15 protein-coding genes are annotated in these 17,656 nt (G+C 65.5%); 10 read left to right on the top strand and 5 right to left on the bottom strand.

Going from position 1 to position 17,656, the window contains the following annotated elements:
- The first annotated feature begins 12 nt into the window (after positions 1–12).
- From ACGFZ3_RS04805 to yeiP, 4 genes are all read left to right on the top strand, one after another.
- Positions 13–906, top strand: coding sequence for a hydroxymethylglutaryl-CoA lyase (locus ACGFZ3_RS04805; RefSeq protein ID WP_392917107.1), 894 nt, complete (start codon positions 13–15; stop codon positions 904–906).
- Positions 903–3,467 (top strand): EAL domain-containing protein, encoded by a 2,565-nt coding sequence (locus ACGFZ3_RS04800; RefSeq protein WP_392917104.1) that lies wholly within the window; start codon positions 903–905, stop codon positions 3,465–3,467. Before ACGFZ3_RS04805 ends, ACGFZ3_RS04800 begins: the two co-directional genes overlap by 4 nt.
- Positions 3,468–3,546: 79 nt before the next feature.
- Positions 3,547–4,317, top strand: a complete 771-nt coding sequence (locus ACGFZ3_RS04795) for an SDR family NAD(P)-dependent oxidoreductase (protein ID WP_392917101.1) — start codon at positions 3,547–3,549, stop codon at positions 4,315–4,317.
- Between the two features lie 38 nt (positions 4,318–4,355).
- The gene (gene yeiP / locus ACGFZ3_RS04790; protein ID WP_392917098.1) at positions 4,356–4,922 is read left to right on the top strand and encodes an elongation factor P-like protein YeiP; all 567 of its coding nucleotides are present in this window, start codon (positions 4,356–4,358) and stop codon (positions 4,920–4,922) included.
- A 77-nt stretch (positions 4,923–4,999) separates the two neighbouring features.
- Here yeiP and ACGFZ3_RS04785 read toward each other — a convergent pair whose 3' ends face one another.
- On the bottom strand, positions 5,000–5,503 hold the full coding sequence (locus ACGFZ3_RS04785; protein ID WP_392917095.1) for a hypothetical protein: 504 nt from the start codon (positions 5,501–5,503) through the stop codon (positions 5,000–5,002).
- Between the two features lie 319 nt (positions 5,504–5,822).
- Here ACGFZ3_RS04785 and ACGFZ3_RS04780 point away from each other — a divergent pair, with 319 nt between their 5' ends.
- From ACGFZ3_RS04780 to ACGFZ3_RS04770, 3 genes are read left to right on the top strand one after another with little or no spacing between them, the layout of a single operon-like run.
- Positions 5,823–6,269, top strand: coding sequence for a radical SAM protein (locus tag ACGFZ3_RS04780; RefSeq protein ID WP_392917092.1), 447 nt, complete (start codon positions 5,823–5,825; stop codon positions 6,267–6,269).
- Positions 6,266–6,949, top strand: coding sequence for a hypothetical protein (locus ACGFZ3_RS04775; protein ID WP_392917089.1), 684 nt, complete (start codon positions 6,266–6,268; stop codon positions 6,947–6,949). Before ACGFZ3_RS04780 ends, ACGFZ3_RS04775 begins: the two co-directional genes overlap by 4 nt.
- Positions 6,936–7,967 (top strand): twin-arginine translocation signal domain-containing protein, encoded by a 1,032-nt coding sequence (locus tag ACGFZ3_RS04770; protein ID WP_392917086.1) that lies wholly within the window; start codon positions 6,936–6,938, stop codon positions 7,965–7,967. The genes ACGFZ3_RS04775 and ACGFZ3_RS04770 overlap by 14 nt, the downstream gene beginning before the upstream one ends.
- A gap of 678 nt (positions 7,968–8,645) precedes the next feature.
- On the opposite strand, the gene ACGFZ3_RS04765 is transcribed toward ACGFZ3_RS04770, so the two are convergent.
- The 3 genes from ACGFZ3_RS04765 to ACGFZ3_RS04755 form a co-directional block, all read right to left on the bottom strand.
- Entirely contained in the window at positions 8,646–10,436 is a 1,791-nt protein-coding gene (locus ACGFZ3_RS04765) for a DUF4105 domain-containing protein (protein WP_392917084.1), read from the bottom strand.
- Entirely contained in the window at positions 10,436–10,732 is a 297-nt protein-coding gene (locus tag ACGFZ3_RS04760) for a DUF2388 domain-containing protein (RefSeq protein ID WP_068851491.1), read from the bottom strand. The genes ACGFZ3_RS04765 and ACGFZ3_RS04760 overlap by 1 nt, the downstream gene beginning before the upstream one ends.
- Positions 10,733–10,794: 62 nt before the next feature.
- Positions 10,795–12,183, bottom strand: a complete 1,389-nt coding sequence (locus ACGFZ3_RS04755) for an FAD-binding oxidoreductase (RefSeq protein ID WP_392917081.1) — start codon at positions 12,181–12,183, stop codon at positions 10,795–10,797.
- A 173-nt stretch (positions 12,184–12,356) separates the two neighbouring features.
- Between ACGFZ3_RS04755 and serA the strand changes: the two genes are divergently transcribed.
- Positions 12,357–13,598 carry a phosphoglycerate dehydrogenase gene (serA, locus tag ACGFZ3_RS04750; RefSeq protein ID WP_392917078.1) on the top strand — a complete coding sequence of 414 codons (1,242 nt, stop codon included), beginning with the start codon at positions 12,357–12,359 and terminating at the stop codon, positions 13,596–13,598.
- A gap of 190 nt (positions 13,599–13,788) precedes the next feature.
- On the opposite strand, the gene ACGFZ3_RS04745 is transcribed toward serA, so the two are convergent.
- Entirely contained in the window at positions 13,789–14,373 is a 585-nt protein-coding gene (locus ACGFZ3_RS04745) for an NUDIX hydrolase (RefSeq protein WP_392917075.1), read from the bottom strand.
- Between the two features lie 207 nt (positions 14,374–14,580).
- Here ACGFZ3_RS04745 and ACGFZ3_RS04740 point away from each other — a divergent pair, with 207 nt between their 5' ends.
- Positions 14,581–16,056 (top strand): amino acid permease, encoded by a 1,476-nt coding sequence (locus tag ACGFZ3_RS04740; RefSeq protein ID WP_392917072.1) that lies wholly within the window; start codon positions 14,581–14,583, stop codon positions 16,054–16,056.
- Between the two features lie 4 nt (positions 16,057–16,060).
- Positions 16,061–17,485, top strand: a complete 1,425-nt coding sequence (locus ACGFZ3_RS04735; RefSeq protein WP_392917069.1) for an amino acid permease — start codon at positions 16,061–16,063, stop codon at positions 17,483–17,485.
- The last annotated feature ends 171 nt before the right edge of the window (positions 17,486–17,656 follow it).

Genomic DNA, 17,656 nt, shown 5'->3' with positions numbered 1-17,656 from the left:
GGGAGCATCGGCATGGATGATTTCGTGCGCATCGTTGAAGTCGGTCCGCGCGACGGACTGCAGAACGAAGCCCAGCCGGTGGCCACCGCCGACAAGATCGAGCTGATCCGCCAGCTCTCGCTTACTGGCCTGCGAACCATTGAAGCCACCAGTTTCGTCAGCCCGCGCTGGGTACCGCAGCTGGCCGATGCCGCCGAGGTCTACGCCGGCATCGAACGCCGCCCGGGCATCGCCTACCCGGTGCTGGTGCCCAACGAGCAGGGTTACGATCGTGCCCGCGCGGTGGGCGTGGAGGAGGTGGCGGTGTTCACCGCCGCCTCGGAAACCTTCAACCGCACCAATACCAACGCCGGCATCGACGAATCGCTGGCCCGTTTCGCGCCCATCCTCGCGCGTGCGCGGGTCGACGGGGTCAAGGTGCGCGGCTACGTGTCCACCGTGCTCGGCTGCCCCTATCAGGGCGACGTCGCCACCAGCGAGGTGGTGCGGGTGGCGCGCGCGCTGCACGACATGGGGTGTTACGAAATCTCGCTGGGCGACACCATCGGCGTGGGCACGCCGCGCAAGGCGCGCGCCATGCTGCGGGCGGTAGCCAATGAAGTCCCGATGGCCGCCCTGGCCGTGCATTTCCACGACACCTACGGCCAGGCGCTGGCCAATATCGATGCCTGCCTGGACGAAGGCGTGCGCGTGGTCGATTCGGCCGTGTCCGGTGCAGGGGGTTGTCCCTATGCCAAGGGCGCCAGCGGCAATGTGGCCAGCGAGGACGTGGTGTACCTGCTGCACGGCATCGGCATGCGCACCGGCATCGATCTGCCGGCGCTGGCCGCCACCGGCCGCTGGCTGGCTGCACGGCTCGGCCGCGAGACCGGCAGCAAGGCCGGCAGGGCCCTGGCCGCGACATGAGCCGCCGCCGCCCGCGCACGGATGCAGCGGTCGGTGATCACCTCGCCGCGCATGTGCATGCGCTGGCGGCGCTGGAGCAGGCCCTGGCACAGCCACCGGGCGAGGACGTGCATGCCCTGCTTCGCCACGTGCAGCAGGCCCTGCAGGAAGCCATGGACGAACGCCAGCTGGCCTTGCGCCGTTACGCCGCCCTGTTCGATGCGGTCCCCGATCCGGTCAGCATTCTCAGCGAATCCGGGGTGGTGCTGGATCTCAACAAGGCCGGCGTGCGCGCCTACGGGCGCAGCCGCGAAGACATCATCGGCAAACCGATCGAACTGCTCAACCCGGACCTGCCCAGCGACCACCTCGGCCCGGTCTGGGAAGCGCTGCACCGGGGTGAAACCTATGTCATAGAGGTCACCAACATGCGCGGCGACGGCAGCCGCTTCCCGGTGGAGGTGCATTCGGCCGGCTTCGAGCACCAGGGCGAGCACTGCATCGTGGCGGTGGCCCGTGACCTGAGCAGTCGCTGGCAGGCCGAATCGCGCTACCGGCTGCTGATGGAATCCATCGACAAGGGCGTGATCCTGTTCGACCGCGACCTGCGTGTGATTTCCGCCAACCCCGCCGCGCACCGCATCCTGGGCACACACGGCAATGGCGGCAGCCTGGCTGCGATGCTCGCTCCCGATGACTGGATCAGCGTGGACGAACATGGCCACCCGCTCACCCGCGACCAATGGCCCGCTGCTGAAGCGCTGCTGCGCGGGCGTATCGTCCGCAGCACCATTGTGGGCCTGTACCACCGCCCGCGCGGGCGCATGATCTGGATCTCCACCACCAACGTGCCGGTCTACAGCAATGGACGCGACTGCCCAGACCATGTGTTCGGGCTGTTCAGCGACATCACCGAGCTCAAGCGCAACAACACCCTGTTCGACCGCGCACAGTCACTGGCCCACATCGGCGGCTGGGAATGGGACCGCGGCCTGCAACGCCTGTACCTCACCGATGAAGCCGCGCGCATCCTTGGCCAGGAGCTGCCCTTGCAGGACATGGCGCACCTGATGGAGTGTCTGCGCCTGGACGACCGCGCGCAGCTGCAGCAGGCGCTGCTGGACGTGATCGACCGCCAGGTGCCGTTCGAACTGGAACTGCAGGGCCAGCGCAGCGACGGGCATTCGTTCTGGGTGCGCATGATCGGTGAAGCCGAGGCCGGCGACGTCAACGCCGCGCGCATCGCCGGCACCGTGCAGGACATCACCTCGCGCAAACACGCCGAGGAAACCCTGCGCATCCAGGCCCGCACCGACCCGCTCACCGGCATCATGAACCGCGATGCGGTGCTCACCGACCTGGCCACCCGCATGGGCAGCCCCACGCACTGCAAGGTGGGCGTGCTGTACATCGACCTGGACCGCTTCAAGACCGTCAACGACCTGCTTGGCCATAACGCCGGCGACGAGCTGCTGATCGATGCCACCCGGCGGATTTCCACCGCGATCGGCACCGAGGGCCTGGTGGCGCGGTTCGGCGGCGACGAATTCCTGGTGGTGTGCGATACCCGCGACCAGCCCGACCAGCCTGAACGCCTGGCCGAGGCCATCACCCGCGCCTTCGCCACCCCGTTCCGGTTCGGCGCCGACGAGTTCTCGGTCACCACCAGCATCGGCATCGCCCGCGCGCCACAGGACGGCCTGCGCCCGCAACAGCTGATCCAGAACGCCGACATTGCGATGTACGACTGCAAACGGCGCACGCGCAACGGCTGGCAGGTGTTTTCCCCGGAACTGGCGCAGCGCCAGCACGACCGCCTGCAGATCGAGAGCCGCCTGCACCGCGCGTTGGACGACGACGAGTTCCACCTGGTCTACCAGCCCCAGGTCAATCTGCACACCGGGCAGCTGGTGGCCGCCGAAGCGCTGATCCGCTGGCGCAACTCGCAGCTGGGCGAGCTGCGCCCGGACATCTTCATCGGGCATGCCGAAAGCACCGGTGACATCGTGCGGATCGGGCTGTGGGTGCTCAACGAAGCCTGCCGGCAGGTGCGTCAATGGCAGGACGAAGGCCTGGGCATCGTACGGGTGGCGGTCAACGTCTCCTACCGCCAGTTCGTCGGCGAGGACCTGGCGCGCAACGTGCGCCAGGCGCTGGACCAGTATGGTCTACCCGGCAGCGCGCTGGAACTTGAGTTCACCGAGCGGGTGCTGATCGAAGATGCGCCCGACACCCTGCAGACCTTCGCCCGCCTGCGCGAAATGGGCGTGCTGCTGACCATCGACGACTTTGGCGAAGGCTACAGCGCGCTCAATTACCTGCGCCGGTTGCCCATCCACGGGCTCAAGCTCAGCCAGATGTTCGTCGAAGGCGTGCCGGGCAACCGCTCGGACGTGGCCGTGTGCGAGGCTGTGTGCGGGATCGCGCGCAGCCTGGGCCTGGGCCTGGTGGCCGAAGGCATCGAATCAGAGGAACAGCGCCGGTTCCTGCACGACATGGGGGTCACCGTCGGCCAGGGGTTCCTGTTCGCGCCCGGACTGTCCCCGGACGAATTCGCCCGCCGCCTGCCGCTGCGCCGCTGAGCGCCGACCTGCGCTGCACAACGGCGGACGGCTCCGCATCCGCTAGAATCGGCGGCTCTTGAACCTGCAGGATCGTGCAATGCAGCTGTCTTCCGTCCGCGCCGTCGTCACCGGCGGTGTCTCCGGCCTCGGTCTCTCGGTGGCCCAGCATCTGGTCGCCCACGGCGCCAAGGTGGCCCTGTTCGACCTCAATGACGACAAGGGCGCCGCCGCCGTTGCCGGACTGGGCGCTGCCAACGCCCGCTACTTCAGCACCAATGTGAGCGACGAAGCCGCGGTGGCCGCGCAGATCGACGCCGCGCACGACTTCTTGGGCGGCCTGAACGCCGTGGTCAGCTGCGCCGGCATCCTGGGCGCTGGCCGCGTGCTCGGCAAAGAAGCGCCCATGCCGCTGGCCACCTTCCAGAACACCGTCATGGTCAACCTGGTGGGCAGCTTCAACGTGGCCAAGGCCGCGGCCAACCGCATGCAGCACAACCCCGCCGGCGACGATGGCGAGCGCGGCGTGATCATCAACACCGCCAGCGTGGCCGCTTATGAAGGCCAGATCGGCCAGGCCGCCTATGCCGCCTCCAAGGGTGGCGTGGTCGGAATGACCCTGCCGATGGCACGCGAGCTGTCGCGCTTCGGGATCCGCGTGATGACCATTGCCCCGGGCATATTCTGGACCCCGATGGTCGATGGCATGCCGCCGGCCGTGCAGGAATCACTGGCCGCGTCCATCCCGTTCCCGCCGCGCCTTGGCAAGCCGGAGGATTTCGCCGGCCTGGTCGGCCACATCCTGACCAACACCTACCTCAACGGCGAGACCATCCGCCTGGATGGTGCGGTGCGCCTGGCACCCAAGTAAGCAAGCACCACTACCTCCCACGAACCGACCTTCATTACATGAAAGCCAACGACATCAAGAAAGGCAACGTCGTCGAGTACAACAACGGCGTGTACCAGATCCGCGACATCGAGCGCAGCTCGCCGCAGGGTCGCGGCGGCAACGTCCGCTTCCGTTTCATCATGTACAGCGTGCCGGGTGGCAACAAGCTGGACGCCAGCTTCGACGCCGACGACAACCTGCCGGAAGTCGAACTGCTGCGCCGCCAGTCCACCTATTCGTACAAGGACGGCGATGCGTTCGTGTTCATGGACGATGAGGATTACACCCCGTACACGCTGGATGCCGACGTCATCGGCGACGACGCCGGTTACATCACCGACGGCCTGACCGGCATCTACGTGCAGGTCATCGATGACCAGCCGGTGGCCGTGCAGCTGCCGAGCAGCGTGGTGCTGGAAGTGGTGGAGACCCCGCCGGAAATGAAGGGCGGCACCGCGACCAAGCGCCCGAAGCCGGCCAAGCTGAGCACCGGGATCGAGATCATGGTGCCGGAGTACATCACCAACGGCGAACGCGTGCTGGTGAATACCGCAACGGGCGAGTTCGCAGGTCGCGCGGATTGACCGAGGTAGAGCCGGGCCCTGCCCGGCTTTCTTTATCGTTCGGCATTGCGTGGGACACGCATGGCGTGTCGCTACGCTCAGGGACGCGTGCTCTGCGCCGGCGCACCGGCGAAATCGCCACACCCATGGTATTGGCGGGCGCCCACGGTGAGCATCACCGTGGCGCCCAATTCCTGACCGCTCATGTTGTCCTGGCACACCGTGCGCTGGTAACTCAGCTTGATCTCGGTACCGTCGGCGGCCTTGCCCGACCACCCGTCCTTGCCCTGCGTGGGCGAGGCGATATCGTACTTCTGCTCACCGTAGCCGGTCTCCACGCGCAGCACCGGATTGGGCCCGTCGCTGACCTGCGCCAGCCAACCCGGCTCGTTGCCGGTGGCGCGGAAGGCCGGCGGCGCCTCGGTTCCGCCAGCGGGCGCCGCCGGCGCCAACGACCCACCCGCATCCGCCGCAGGGGCCTCGGCCGGCGCAGGCGTCCCGACCGCCGGGTCGGCCGCTGCTGAGTCCGCCTGCTGCGCAGGCTGGCAGGCCGCCAGCCCGAGGGCCGCGGCCGCGCTCAAGACAAGGGGAGAAATTCGCATGTTCGACTCCTTTGCCGATGTTCTGGGTCAGCCCCTGATCCTAGCCCTGCGGGTGTGACCGTGGGTGAAATGCGTAGGGATGCGCCATGCGTGTCTGCTTTCGTGCGGCACCGCGCGGACGCGCATGGCGTGTCCCCACCCTTAGTCCCGGGCCAGTTGGCGCATTCGGCTCCCCAACCAAGCAAGCGTTTCAACACTCGACAACGAGCTCCCCCAGTCACGCGCAGACCCAACAACGCCCAGGACGCTCGTCGTCTCCATTCTGGCCTCCAGCACACCGTGGAGGATCACCTGCGAACTGCGCCACAACATGTCGTAGATGACGCGCATCAGCAACGGCGAGAACGCGTCGGCAGTTTTCGACTTAGGTTTGATGCAGATTCAGATCTCAGCCAACACAGCTGCGGAGAGAAACATGCAGACAGGTGTCCAGCCAACAAGCCTTACGATTCTCCCTACATACAAATGTAATGCGTCCTGCAGGGACTGCTGTTTTCAGTCGAACCCACGATTATCAACGAGACTCTCCGGGAAGGCGATTCTCGATCGCATCAACGAAGCTAAAGCGAAATTTCCAAGCATTCGGCAGATCATATTCAGCGGAGGAGAGGCACTTCTCCTCAAGGGAGACCTGCATGATGCGGTGAGACTCGCGTCGGAACTTGGTCTTGGCACCCGTCTCGTCTCCAATGGATTCTGGGGGAAACGCCAACAAACCTCAGAGGCGTTTGCAAGGGACTTGAGGACCCCGGCCTCAAAGAGTTGAATCTGAGCACTGGCTTGGATCATCAAGAGTTCGTACCGGAGGAAAGCATCGTACAAGCTGCAGCCGCCGCAATCTCGCAACGAATCACAACATTGATCACAGTCGAGGTCGACTCTGCAGAGAGCAAATGCCTCGAATCACTCCTCGCCCATCCAAGCATTCATACCCTCAACAACACTGGACTGCTCCGTATCATTTCCAATAGCTGGATGCCTTACGACTCCAGCGAGAGCGCCCGCCACGCCCCAAACTCCGGAACCCAACTCCGTAAAGGCTGCTCCCAGATTTTCAACAACATCACCATCAAGCCGAATGACCGCCTCTCTGCATGTTGCGGACTCACACTTGAGCGCATTCCAGAACTTGACCTTGGGGCCAACTCCGGAAACAACATGAGGGAGCTGTACGACACGCAGCAGGATGACCTCATGAAAATATGGCTGCATCTCGACGGGCCACATCAGATCATCTCCGCATCGACTCCCGGCCACCTTCAGTCCAAGCTGGACGATGTGGTTCACATCTGCCAAGCATGCACCCTGCTGCATCGTGATCCGGAAATTGCAGCCTACGCGCAAGCAGCCGCAGTGCGAATGATGCCCGACCTGATCACCCGATTCACGATCCGCGTCGAAGCGGACAAGCACCTCAAGCGAGGAGTTACCCATGTCCAACCGTAGAGACTTCATCAAGCGGGGCATGCAAAGTGCCGCAGCTGCGGCCGCCGCCGCAGCACTTCCCGCCGGAGCAAGTCACCGCCACAGCATCGTCGATGGCACATGCGAAAGCCCCCCAATGATTGGGAAGCTTCTGATATCCAGATCGGGACTGCCTGCGGAGTTCTGGGACGCAAACAGCCGTATCGCAACCATAATCGCCCAAGCCCACTCAGAGAGCGACTCTGCTAGCAAGCTGTTGAGCGACCTGCCTGGATTCATGAACTCAGCCGGTTTCAATATCGGAAGTTCAGCAGTCACGGATGAAACGATCTCACTTTTGGCTGTAGCCGTGGACCCGGATTTCTCGAAGTTCATGCAGAATGGCGACTATTCATCTGCTTTTCGACTTCTGGAGGCATCCGGGCTCAGCACAGGCTTCAAGCCTGATTCCCTGAGCAGCAGGATTGAGGTGGCACTTAAGTCGAAGTCCGAGGAGATCGAGAACATCATTGCTGCCTCCCGCGCCAGCGGCACAACTTCGGAGCTTCTCCACCGACTGGCTACGACCTCTGGCGGAAACATCAGCCCCGAAGACCTTGCAGTAGTGAAGGACATCTTCGCCTCGAACCTCTCGACACGTAGCCAAGAGGCAGTCGTCGCGCTCAGCATTGCTGCCTTGTATGTAACCGTTGCCGCGTACGTTGTTCTTTGGGTGGCCGTGGGCGCGTGGGTGTTCACTTCAGGCCCGGATGACGAAAGTAACAACAATCAGCGTGCGAGCAGACAGAGGGAATCACGAATTTCCCGACTCGATCCCGACCTCATGCAAGACTATGAGAGAACGTTGAAGATTGCTTCGCTCACCGGAGACGAAGGCATTGCCCGAGAGGGAATTCTGAGGCTGCTCAGGGCTGAGAGCACGGCAATCATTTCTGCACTTCGAACGTGCGGCTATCTGTCCGGCTCACCATCCAACGACGAAGAGCTTGTCGATGTCGCTACACAGTACGCTGCGCGGGCAGCGGGAGTCAGCAAGTGAGCCCGTCTATTCTCTGGAACGAACGCATACCGTTGATAAACCCATGGTCGCTTGGGTCGGTAGCTGTACTGCTGGTCGCGGCCACCGGCTTCTTCTTCGTCTATGACTACGGTACCGGGTCGGGATTCGGGCTGATTGTGGCTGTACTACTTGTCCTGTATTTGATTGGAAGCATGCTCTGCTGCACGATCAAGATTACCGAGACGGAGCTCTCCGTAGGCGTCTTCCCATACAGGCGGAAAATTCCTATCGCAGATGTCCGAGCGGCGGACGCGCAAGCCTTGGGCTTCAATGACCCTCCGAAACTCCGATGGCGAAAGAATGGGATCGGCCTTCCCGGCGTTCACCTGGGTTGGTTCTCGACCTCCACCGCGCGACCGGTCTTCGCAGCAACGGCGGGCAAACGGAGCCGAGTTTTCATTCCAACGCGAACCAGCCACGACGTGCTGGTCTCATCCCGGTCTCCGGAGCGATTGGTGGTCGTTCTGCATTCGCTTGCGAGGTAGAGCCAGGCGCTGCCTGGCTGCCCTTCGCGCAAAGTAGGACCACGTCGCGATCCGACATTCAGCTAAGCAGGGCCGGGCTCTATCGGCGTTGGCGTTGGCGTTGGCGTTGGCGTTGGCGTTGGCGTTGGTGTTGCATTGGCGTCGGCCCTGGCCGTCGCCGTCGCCGTCGCCGTCAGCCCTCGCGCGCCAGTTGGCGCATCCGGTCGCCCAGCGTTGCCAGGGTGTCATCAATCGTCAGCAATTCGCGCTGTTGCGCCGCCGGCAACCTCGCCCGCATCTGCGCCTGCAGCTGCGCCCAGGCTGGCACGCCGCGTGCGCTGATTCGCCGGGTCGCGGCGGCTGCGGCTGCGCGTTCCTCGCCGATGGGCAGGCCATACCCTCCGCTGTCCACCAGCCCCACCGGATTGACCAGCTGCCCGGCATCGTCCAGCAGTGCCAGCAGCGCGGCCAGTGCGCTGTCGCCGCCCTCGCCCGCCATGCCCAGCGCGCGCTTGAGCCCGTCGCGCGCGCGCAGCTCTTCGCGGTAGCGCGCGGCCTGCTCCAGCAGCAGCAACGCTGACGTCGCGCGCAGTCCACCGCGCTCGGCCCATGCAGCGCGCTGCGCGGCCGGCAGCTGCAACCAGGTGCTGACGTTGCGGGTAGGCAGGTCAAGCTCCGCACGCGCCACATCGAACAACTGCTGGTAGTGCACCTGCGCCGACGGGAAGTAATAGCCCTGGCGCATCGCCTCGCGGCGATCATCCAGCACCGTGGCATCGGCGCGCCCTTCACGCGTCAGTCGGCGCAGCAGGCCGCCCGGGCTGAGCCGGTTCAGGCCGGGATCGGCCCAGCGCGGCACGCCTTCCTGCAGCAGCTTGCCGGTTTCCACCGCGCAGTTGTTGCTGATGAAGCGGTAGCGCCCGTCGTAGCTCCAGTGCACCTGTCCCACGCGTTCGATCAGGCTGGCGATATCCTCCGGCGCAAGCGCCAGCGGCACCGACTTCAGCCCGCGCAGCTCCAGCTGGGTGTACTCGTTGATCACCTGGTTGAGCGGCAGCACAAACAGCCGCGACGGATACGCGCCGGTCAGCCCGCGCCAGCTGGAAATCTGGACATCGCCGACGAACGCGCGGAACGACAGCACCCGGTGATCGGCCAGATCCAGCCGGCACGCCGGGCCACGCGGGCGCCCCGGCGCGCAGATCACCAAGCGCAGCATGCTGTGACCCCAGCGGCTCATCAGCTGGTCGTTGCCCTCAGCCAGCAGGTAGTCCACCGCATATACCCGCTGCGGATCCAGCTCCAGCAACGAGGCTTCGCCGGTGACATCGCCGGCCTGCACCAGCGCCACGCGCGGGTCGCACGCGGCCTGCGGCCCGGGGCCGATGTGATCTGCAAACCACGCCGCCAGCGCCGGGCGGCGACAGCCGTAATCCGCATCCAGCAGGTAATGCTCGGCATTGACCGCCAGGTACTCGGCCGGGCTGTGGCGCTCGTACGCGTCGGGGCTGCGTTCGGTGAATGCGTTGTCACCGCGTCCCCAACGCCACGGGTGCTGCTGCCAGCCGGCCAGGTCACGCCACCGGGCACTGGACGACCAGCGGCCGTCGGCGCTGCGGTCCAGCACGTGGGTCAATTCATGGATCAGCGCCGCCTGCACCGCGCGGGGCAGCGGTTGGTCTGGCTGCACCTCGTCCAGCAGCCTGCGCTGCAACGCGATCGCGTTCTTCCGGGTGCGGCCATGCACCGACTCGGGCAGCCGATCCGACCAGGACAGTGTTACCGGGGCGACGAAGCGCGCCTGCCATGACGCAGGCAGCAACGCAGGCGCCTGCTGCAGTACCTGCTCGGCGTTCGCCCGCTGGCCAGGATCAAGCCCGTCCGCCTGCAGCTGAAGCTGCAGGGCGGCATGGGCGGCCGGGGCGGCCAGCAACGCCGCCAGGACCGCCGCGCATCGGCGCAGGGCCCAGCGGCGCGGTTGCATCAGCGGGCCAGCAGGGCCTGGGCCAGCTGCATGTCGCTGGCGTCGCGCTGGGCGGCACCGGTTTCGCGCAGGTGCAGGAGCGCCGCTTCCAGGCGGGCGCCACGGATGGCGCCGTCGGTGGCCACGAACGCAGCTGCGTCTTCGCGGGCGTCCACCACCACCTTGTCGTCGTCCGAGCTGGACGAGCCGGCCGAGGAGGCACCGGACGCCGAACCCGCCGAGGAGCCGGCGAAGCTGGAGGCGAATGCCGAAAGCGGCAGGGCGAGCACGGCAAACAGCAGGATCGATCGCTTCATCTTGGGTTCGTTGAGGGCAGGAAGTGGCAAAGCGTATCGGCTGCGTGAAATTCTGTCGCCTGCTACAGGTCAAATACCTTGCCCGGATTCAGCAACCCTTGGGGATCAAACGTGCGTTTGACCGCCTTCATCAGCGCGATTTCCGCCTCGCCCCGGGTGCTGTCCAGGTAGCTCTTCTTGACCAGCCCGATGCCATGTTCGGCCGAGATACTGCCGTCGAAGTCCTTCAGCACCTGCGCCAGCAGCTTGGTCACGTGCTCGCACTGCTGCAGGAACTGCGCATCGTCGGTGGTATCGGGCTTGAGCACGTTGATGTGCAGGTTGCCGTCGCCGATATGGCCGAACCAGACCACGTCGAAGTGCGGGTACGCCTCGCCAATCAGCGCCTGGGTGCGTGCCATGAACGCCGGCATGGACGAAATCCGCACCGACACATCATTCTTGTACGGCTTGTAGCGCGCCACCGCTTCGGTGATCCCTTCGCGCAGGCGCCACAGCTGGGCGGCCTGCGCATCACTCTGGCTGACCACGCCATCGCTGACCCAGCCCTGCTCCATGCAGGCCTCGAACGCGGACATCGCTGCGGCCTCCTGCACCTCGTCGCCGGCGGCGAATTCGGTCACCACGTAGAACGGATGGACCTCGGCGAACGGCGCCTGTGCACCATGCGCCAGCACATGCTCGAGCGCCCGGTCGGTGAAGAATTCGAAGGCCTGCAGCTGCATGCGCTCGCGGAACGCGGCAAACACCTGCATCAGTACCTCGAACGATGGCAGCGCCAGCAGCATCACGTTGCTGGCTGGCGGCGGATCGGTGAGCTTGAGCGTGGCTTCCACGATCACGCCCAGCGTGCCTTCCGACGCAATCAGCAGCTGGCGGAAATCGTAACCGCTGGAATTCTTGATCAGCCCCTTGTTCAGCTCGAGCAGCTCGCCGTTGGCGGTGACCACCTTCAGCCCGGCAATCCACTCGCGGGTGTTGCCGTAGCGGATCACCCGGATGCCGCCGGCATTGGTGGCGATGTTGCCCCCGATCGAGCAGGAGCCGCGCGCGGCGAAGTCGACCGGATAGATCAGGCCGTGTTCGAGCGCTGCGTTGTGTACGGCCTCCAGCGCCATGCCGGCCTGCACGGTCAGCGTGCGGTCCACCGCGTCGAAGGCCAGTGGCTTGTTCATCCGCTCCAGGCTGAGCACCAGCTCGCCGTTGGCCGCGACCGCGCCGCCGCTCAGGCCGGTCCGCCCACCGGAGGGCACCACGGCCACGGCGTGGGCACTGGCCCAGCGCAGGATGGCCTGGACCTCTTCCACGCTGCCAGGCAATGCGACCGCCAGCGGCGCCGGCGTCCAGCGCCGGGTCCAATCCCGTCCGTAATGCTCCAGCTCGGCCGGCTCGGTGGTGAGCCGCAGCCCGGGGCAGTCCTGCAACAGCAAATCAAGGCGCGGATCGGTCATGTGAACAAGGGAGCCAGGGCAATCCCAAAGGGTAGCGCACGACTGTTAGTCGTGCGACCTCGCCCACAATTGGTCGCATCTGAAACCGTCAAACCACCCCATGGCGCACCGCACCATCCCCGCCCCGATCTGGCATAGTGGGCAGCTCCCGTCCAACATGCTGCCGCTTGCCCATGTCGCCGAAGAAGACCTCATTCCCGAAGCAGGATATCCGCGTGCTGTTGCTGGAGGGGGTGAGCCAGACGGCCATCGACGTGTTCAGTGCGGCCGGCTATTCGCAGATCGAACTGCACAGCAAGGCGCTGCCCGAAGACGAACTGAAGGCGCGCATCGCCGAAGCGCACATCGTCGGCATCCGCTCGCGCACCCAGCTCAGCGCCGACGTAATGGCCCATGCAAAGCGCCTGATGGCGGTGGGCTGCTTCTGCATCGGCACCAACCAGGTTGACCTGGAGGCGGCCGAACTGGCCGGCATCCCGGTGTTCAACGCGCCCTACTCCAACACCCGCAGCGTGGCCGAACTGGTGATTGCCGAAGCGATCATGCTCACCCGTGGCATTCCGCAGAAGAACGCCGAATGCCATCGCGGCGGCTGGTCCAAATCGGCCGCCGGCAGCCATGAAGTGCGTGGCAAGACCCTGGGCATCATCGGCTATGGCCATATCGGCACCCAGGTCGGCGTGATGGCCGAAGCCATGGGCATGCAGGTGATCTTCCACGACATCGAAACCAAGCTGTCGCTGGGCAACGCCCGCGCCGCCGTCGATCTGGACGACCTGCTCGCCCGCGCCGATATCGTCACCGTGCACGTGCCCGAAACCCCGGCCACCCAGTGGCTGATCGGCGCGCCGCAGCTGGCGCGCATGCGCCCGGGCGCGCACCTGATCAATGCCGCACGCGGCACCGTGGTCGACATCGATGCGCTGGATGCGGCGCTGCGTTCGGGCCACATCGGTGGCGCGGCGCTGGACGTGTTTCCGGTGGAGCCCAAGGGCAACGGCGATGCCTTCGTGTCACCGCTGACCGCGCACGACAATGTCATCCTTACCCCGCACGTGGGCGGCAGCACCCTGGAGGCGCAGGACAACATCGGCGTGGAAGTAGCCGCCAAGCTGGTGCGTTACAGCGACAATGGCAGCACCCTGTCGGCGGTCAACTTCCCGGAAGTGACCTTGCCGGAGCACGAAGACAGCCTGCGCCTGCTGCACATCCACCAGAACGTGCCGGGCGTGCTGTCGAAGGTCAACGAGATCTTCTCGCGCCACAATGTCAACATCGATGGCCAGTTCCTGCGTACCGACCCGAAGGTGGGCTACGTGGTGATCGACATCACCGCCAGCGAAGCACAGGCCGCGGCCGTGCGCGAAGAGCTGGCCGCGATTCCGGGCACGTTGCGCACACGCGTTCTTTACTGATCGCGGAGGCGGCCGCGGACGTGCGCGCAAACGCGCACGGTAGGGTCGCATCCCAATCGACCGCCGATAAGGGTGGTCGGCGCGACGAAGGCATGACCTCCGAACGAAACGCGTTGTCTCCCCCAACGTACATGCCACCACCGAACGTTGCACCACAGTCGGCGGTCGATCGGGATGCGACCCTACCCGGTCACCGTGCCAACCAGCGCCTGGCCATCCGCGGCAACGAATCGTCCCCGTCCGGCGTCGCGATCGCGGCATTGGCTACGTCGGTGACGTCGCGCCATGCCAGCGCCAGCGACTCCTCGCTGATCGCGAAGGCCTCGCTGCCCACCGCCCGCACCACGTAGCGCGCGTCGTAGTGCCAGTGGCCGGGCACGTCATGCCGTTCCGGAATCCAGTGCTTGTCGATATCGAACAGCACCGCCCCGTCCTCCAGCACCAGCCCGGTCAGGCCGGATTCCTCCTCGGCCTCGGTCAGCGCCACCCTGGCCAGGTCGCGCACGCCGTCGGCATGGCCGCCCAGCTGCAGCCAGCGGTTCAACTTGCGGTGGTGGGTCAGCAGCACCCGCGCCCCATCGGCGCTGACCAGCCATGCACTGCCGGTGAAATGGCCAGCCAGGCGATCGCGCAGGAAGGGGTTTTCCGGGTCGTCCAGCAATGTGCTGAATTCGTCAGCCAAGGCGGCGTGTTCGGGGTGCCGGCGAGCGTAATCGGCCAGCTGGCCGCGCAGCGCGGCGTCAAGTGCTACAACGGATTCAGGGTTTGACGACATGGCAACCGGGCAATCGGGCGGATTTGGCAGATTATCGCCCGGCATGCTGCATTTGCGCTTGTGCGCAGGCTTCAGCTTTGGCTAAGGTACAGCGGGCCGCTCCTTGGGGGCGGCCGGTCACCAATCAAGGGCGCGGCAACGTATCGCGCACTTACCTATCTATTCGCGGGGCCCGCCCCGCACCAACGTCCACCTGGGAAGCACTGCATGCTGAAGTCTCTGTTGAGGGTCAAACCGGTCGAGCCGGCCGGGCACGTCGACGCCGGCGAACCGATTGAAGGCAGCCTGGATGGCGAAGCCTCGCTGAAAAGGACCCTCACGGCGAAACATCTCATCATGCTGGGTATCGGCGCCGTGATCGGCGCGGGTATCTTCGTGCTGACCGGCCAGGCGGCCGCCAACCACGCCGGCCCGGCGGTGATGCTGTCGTTCGTGATCGCCGGCTTCGCCTGCGCCCTGGCGGGCCTGTGCTACGCCGAGTTCGCGGCGATGATGCCGGTCTCGGGCAGCGCCTACTCCTACTCGTACGCGACCCTGGGCGAAGGCATGGCCTGGTTCATCGGCTGGTGCCTGGTGCTGGAATACCTGTTCGCTTCGGCGTCGGTCGCGGTGGGCTGGTCGGCATACCTCATCAGCTTCATCACCACCACGCTGAACATGCCGTTCCCGGACGCGCTCAGCGCGGCGCCGATCAGCTGGACCGGACAGGAGTTCATTGCGTCGGGCAAGCTGTTCAACCTGCCGGCGGTGCTGATCGTGGCGGCGGTGTCGGGCCTGCTGTACGTGGGCGTGACCCAGTCGGCGTTCGTCAACGCGATCATCGTGGCGATCAAGGTCACCGTGATCTGCCTGTTCATCGGCTTTGGCTCGCAGCACATCGACATGGCCAACTGGACCCCGTTCATTCCGGAAAACACCGGTGTACCCGGCGAGTTCGGCTGGAGCGGTGTGTTCCGTGCGGCCACCATCGTGTTCTTTGCCTACATCGGCTTCGATGCGGTTTCCACCGCAGCCGGCGAAACCAAGGACCCGCAGCGCAACATGCCGATCGGCCTGCTCGGCTCGCTGGCGGTGTGCACCATCGTCTACATCATCGTATGTGCGGTGCTGACCGGGATGATGCCGTACAACCTGCTGGGCACCGACAAGCCGGTAGCCACCGCGCTGGAACCGTATGCCAGCCTGTCCTGGCTCAAGACCGCAGTGGAGATCGGTGCCATCGCCGGTCTTTCCTCGGTGGTGCTGGTGATGATGATGGGCCAGACCCGCATCGCCTACACGATCTCGCGCGATGGCCTGATTCCGAAACTGTTCGGCAAGGTCCATAAGCGCTTCCGGACGCCCTACTGGGCCACGATCGTCGTTGGCGTACTGGCTGCTGCGCTGGCCGGCCTGATGCCGCTGAACGTGCTCGGTGAGCTGGTCTCGATGGGTACCCTGCTGGCCTTCGCCACGGTCTGCATCGGCGTGCTGGTCCTGCGCTACACGCGCCCGGAACTGACCCGACCGTTCCGGGTGCCGCTGGTGTGGGTGATCTGCCCGGTGGGCGCGCTGTCGTGCCTGTTCCTGTTCTGGCAGGCGTTCGTGGTGCATTGGCACCTGTTCGTGGGTTGGACGGTGTTGGGCCTGCTGATCTACTTCGGCTACGGCATCCGTCACAGCAAGCTCAACAAGGTGTCGTGATCCCATGCTGAGACAACTGTGGGCCACCAAGCACCCGCACGCCGCCCATGAAGACGCCAACGGGCTGAGCCTGCGTCGCACCCTGGGCCCCTGGGGCCTGACCGCGCTGGGCATCGGCGCGGTGATCGGCGGTGGCATCTTCGTCATTACCGGGCAGGCGGCGGCCAACCATGCAGGCCCGGCGATCATGCTGAGCTTCGTACTGGCGGCGATCTGCTGCGCGTTCTGCGCGATGGCCTATGCGGAGTTCGCCTCGATGGTGCCGGTCTCCGGCAGCGCCTACACGTACACATACGCCACCTTCGGCGAGCTGGCGGCGTGGTTCATCGGCTGGATGCTGGTGCTGGAGTACGGCGTGTCGGCGTCGGCCGTGGCGGTCAGCTGGACCGGCTACTTCCTGAGCCTGCTCAGTCATTTCGACATTTACCTGCCTTCTGCGCTGGTCAGTGCGCCGCTGGATGCGCAGCTGCGCCCCACCGGGGCGATCGCGAACCTGCCGGCGGCGATCCTGGTGCTGCTGCTGACGTGGCTGTGCTACGTGGGCATCAGCAAGTCGTCGGCGATGAACATGGCGATGGTGGTGCTGAAGACGGGCCTGATCATCCTGGTGATCGTGGTCGGCTGGAAGTACGTGGACCCGGCCAACTGGACGCCGTTCATCCCGGCCAATGAGGGCCCGGGCAAGTTCGGGTTCGAGGGCGTGCTGCGCGGTGCGGCGATGGTGTTCTTCGCTTACATCGGGTTCGAGGCGGTGTCGGTGGCGGCGCAGGAATCGCACCGGCCGCAGCGCGACATGCCGATCGGCATGCTGCTGTCGCTGGTGATCTGCACGATCCTGTACATCGCGATGGCGGCGGTGATGACGGGGCTGGTGCCGTACACGCTGCTGGGCACGGACGAGCCGGTGGTGACGGCGGTGGCGGCGCACCCGACGCTGGGCTGGCTGCGGGTGGTGGTGGAGATCGGTGCGTTGATCGGGCTGTCGTCGGTGGTGCTGGTGATGGTGATCGCGCAGCCGCGCATCTTCATGATCATGGCCAACGACGGGCTTCTGCCGAAGGTGTTCACGACGATCCACCCGAAGTACCGCACGCCGCACATCAATACGGTGATCACGGGCATCGGCATTGCGCTGCTGGCGGCGCTGTTCCCGTTGGATGTGCTGGGCGAGCTGACGTCGATGGGGACGCTGATCGCGTTTGCGGCGGTCTGCGCGGGCGTGCTGATCCTGCGCCGCACGCAGCCGGACCTGCCGCGCCCGTTCCGCATTCCGGCGGCCTGGCTGATCTGCAGCCTGGGCGTGCTGAGCTGCCTGGCACTGCTGTCGGCAATGACGATGCACAACTGGATGCTGATGGGGATCTGGACGGTGATCGGGTTCGCCATCTACTTCGGTTACAGCTACAAGCACAGCCGCCTGCGCGGCTGAACGGCTACTACAACGGCAACGGCCAGAGCCAGAGCGTCGGCTCTGCCGTTACCGTCGGTTTGGGCGGGTCGGGGTTGGGTTTTGGGGGGGCGCCCCCAACCCAACCAAGGGGGGGTGGGGGCCCCAACCAGCGGCGCGCCACCCCCCCCCACCCAACCCCCCCCCCCCCCC

Source organism: Stenotrophomonas sp. NPDC047960 (genome assembly GCF_043204395.1).
Lineage (GTDB): Bacteria > Pseudomonadota > Gammaproteobacteria > Xanthomonadales > Xanthomonadaceae > Stenotrophomonas.
Note: the sequence above shows the minus strand (reverse complement) of the source record. Positions and strands in the feature narration are given on the sequence as shown.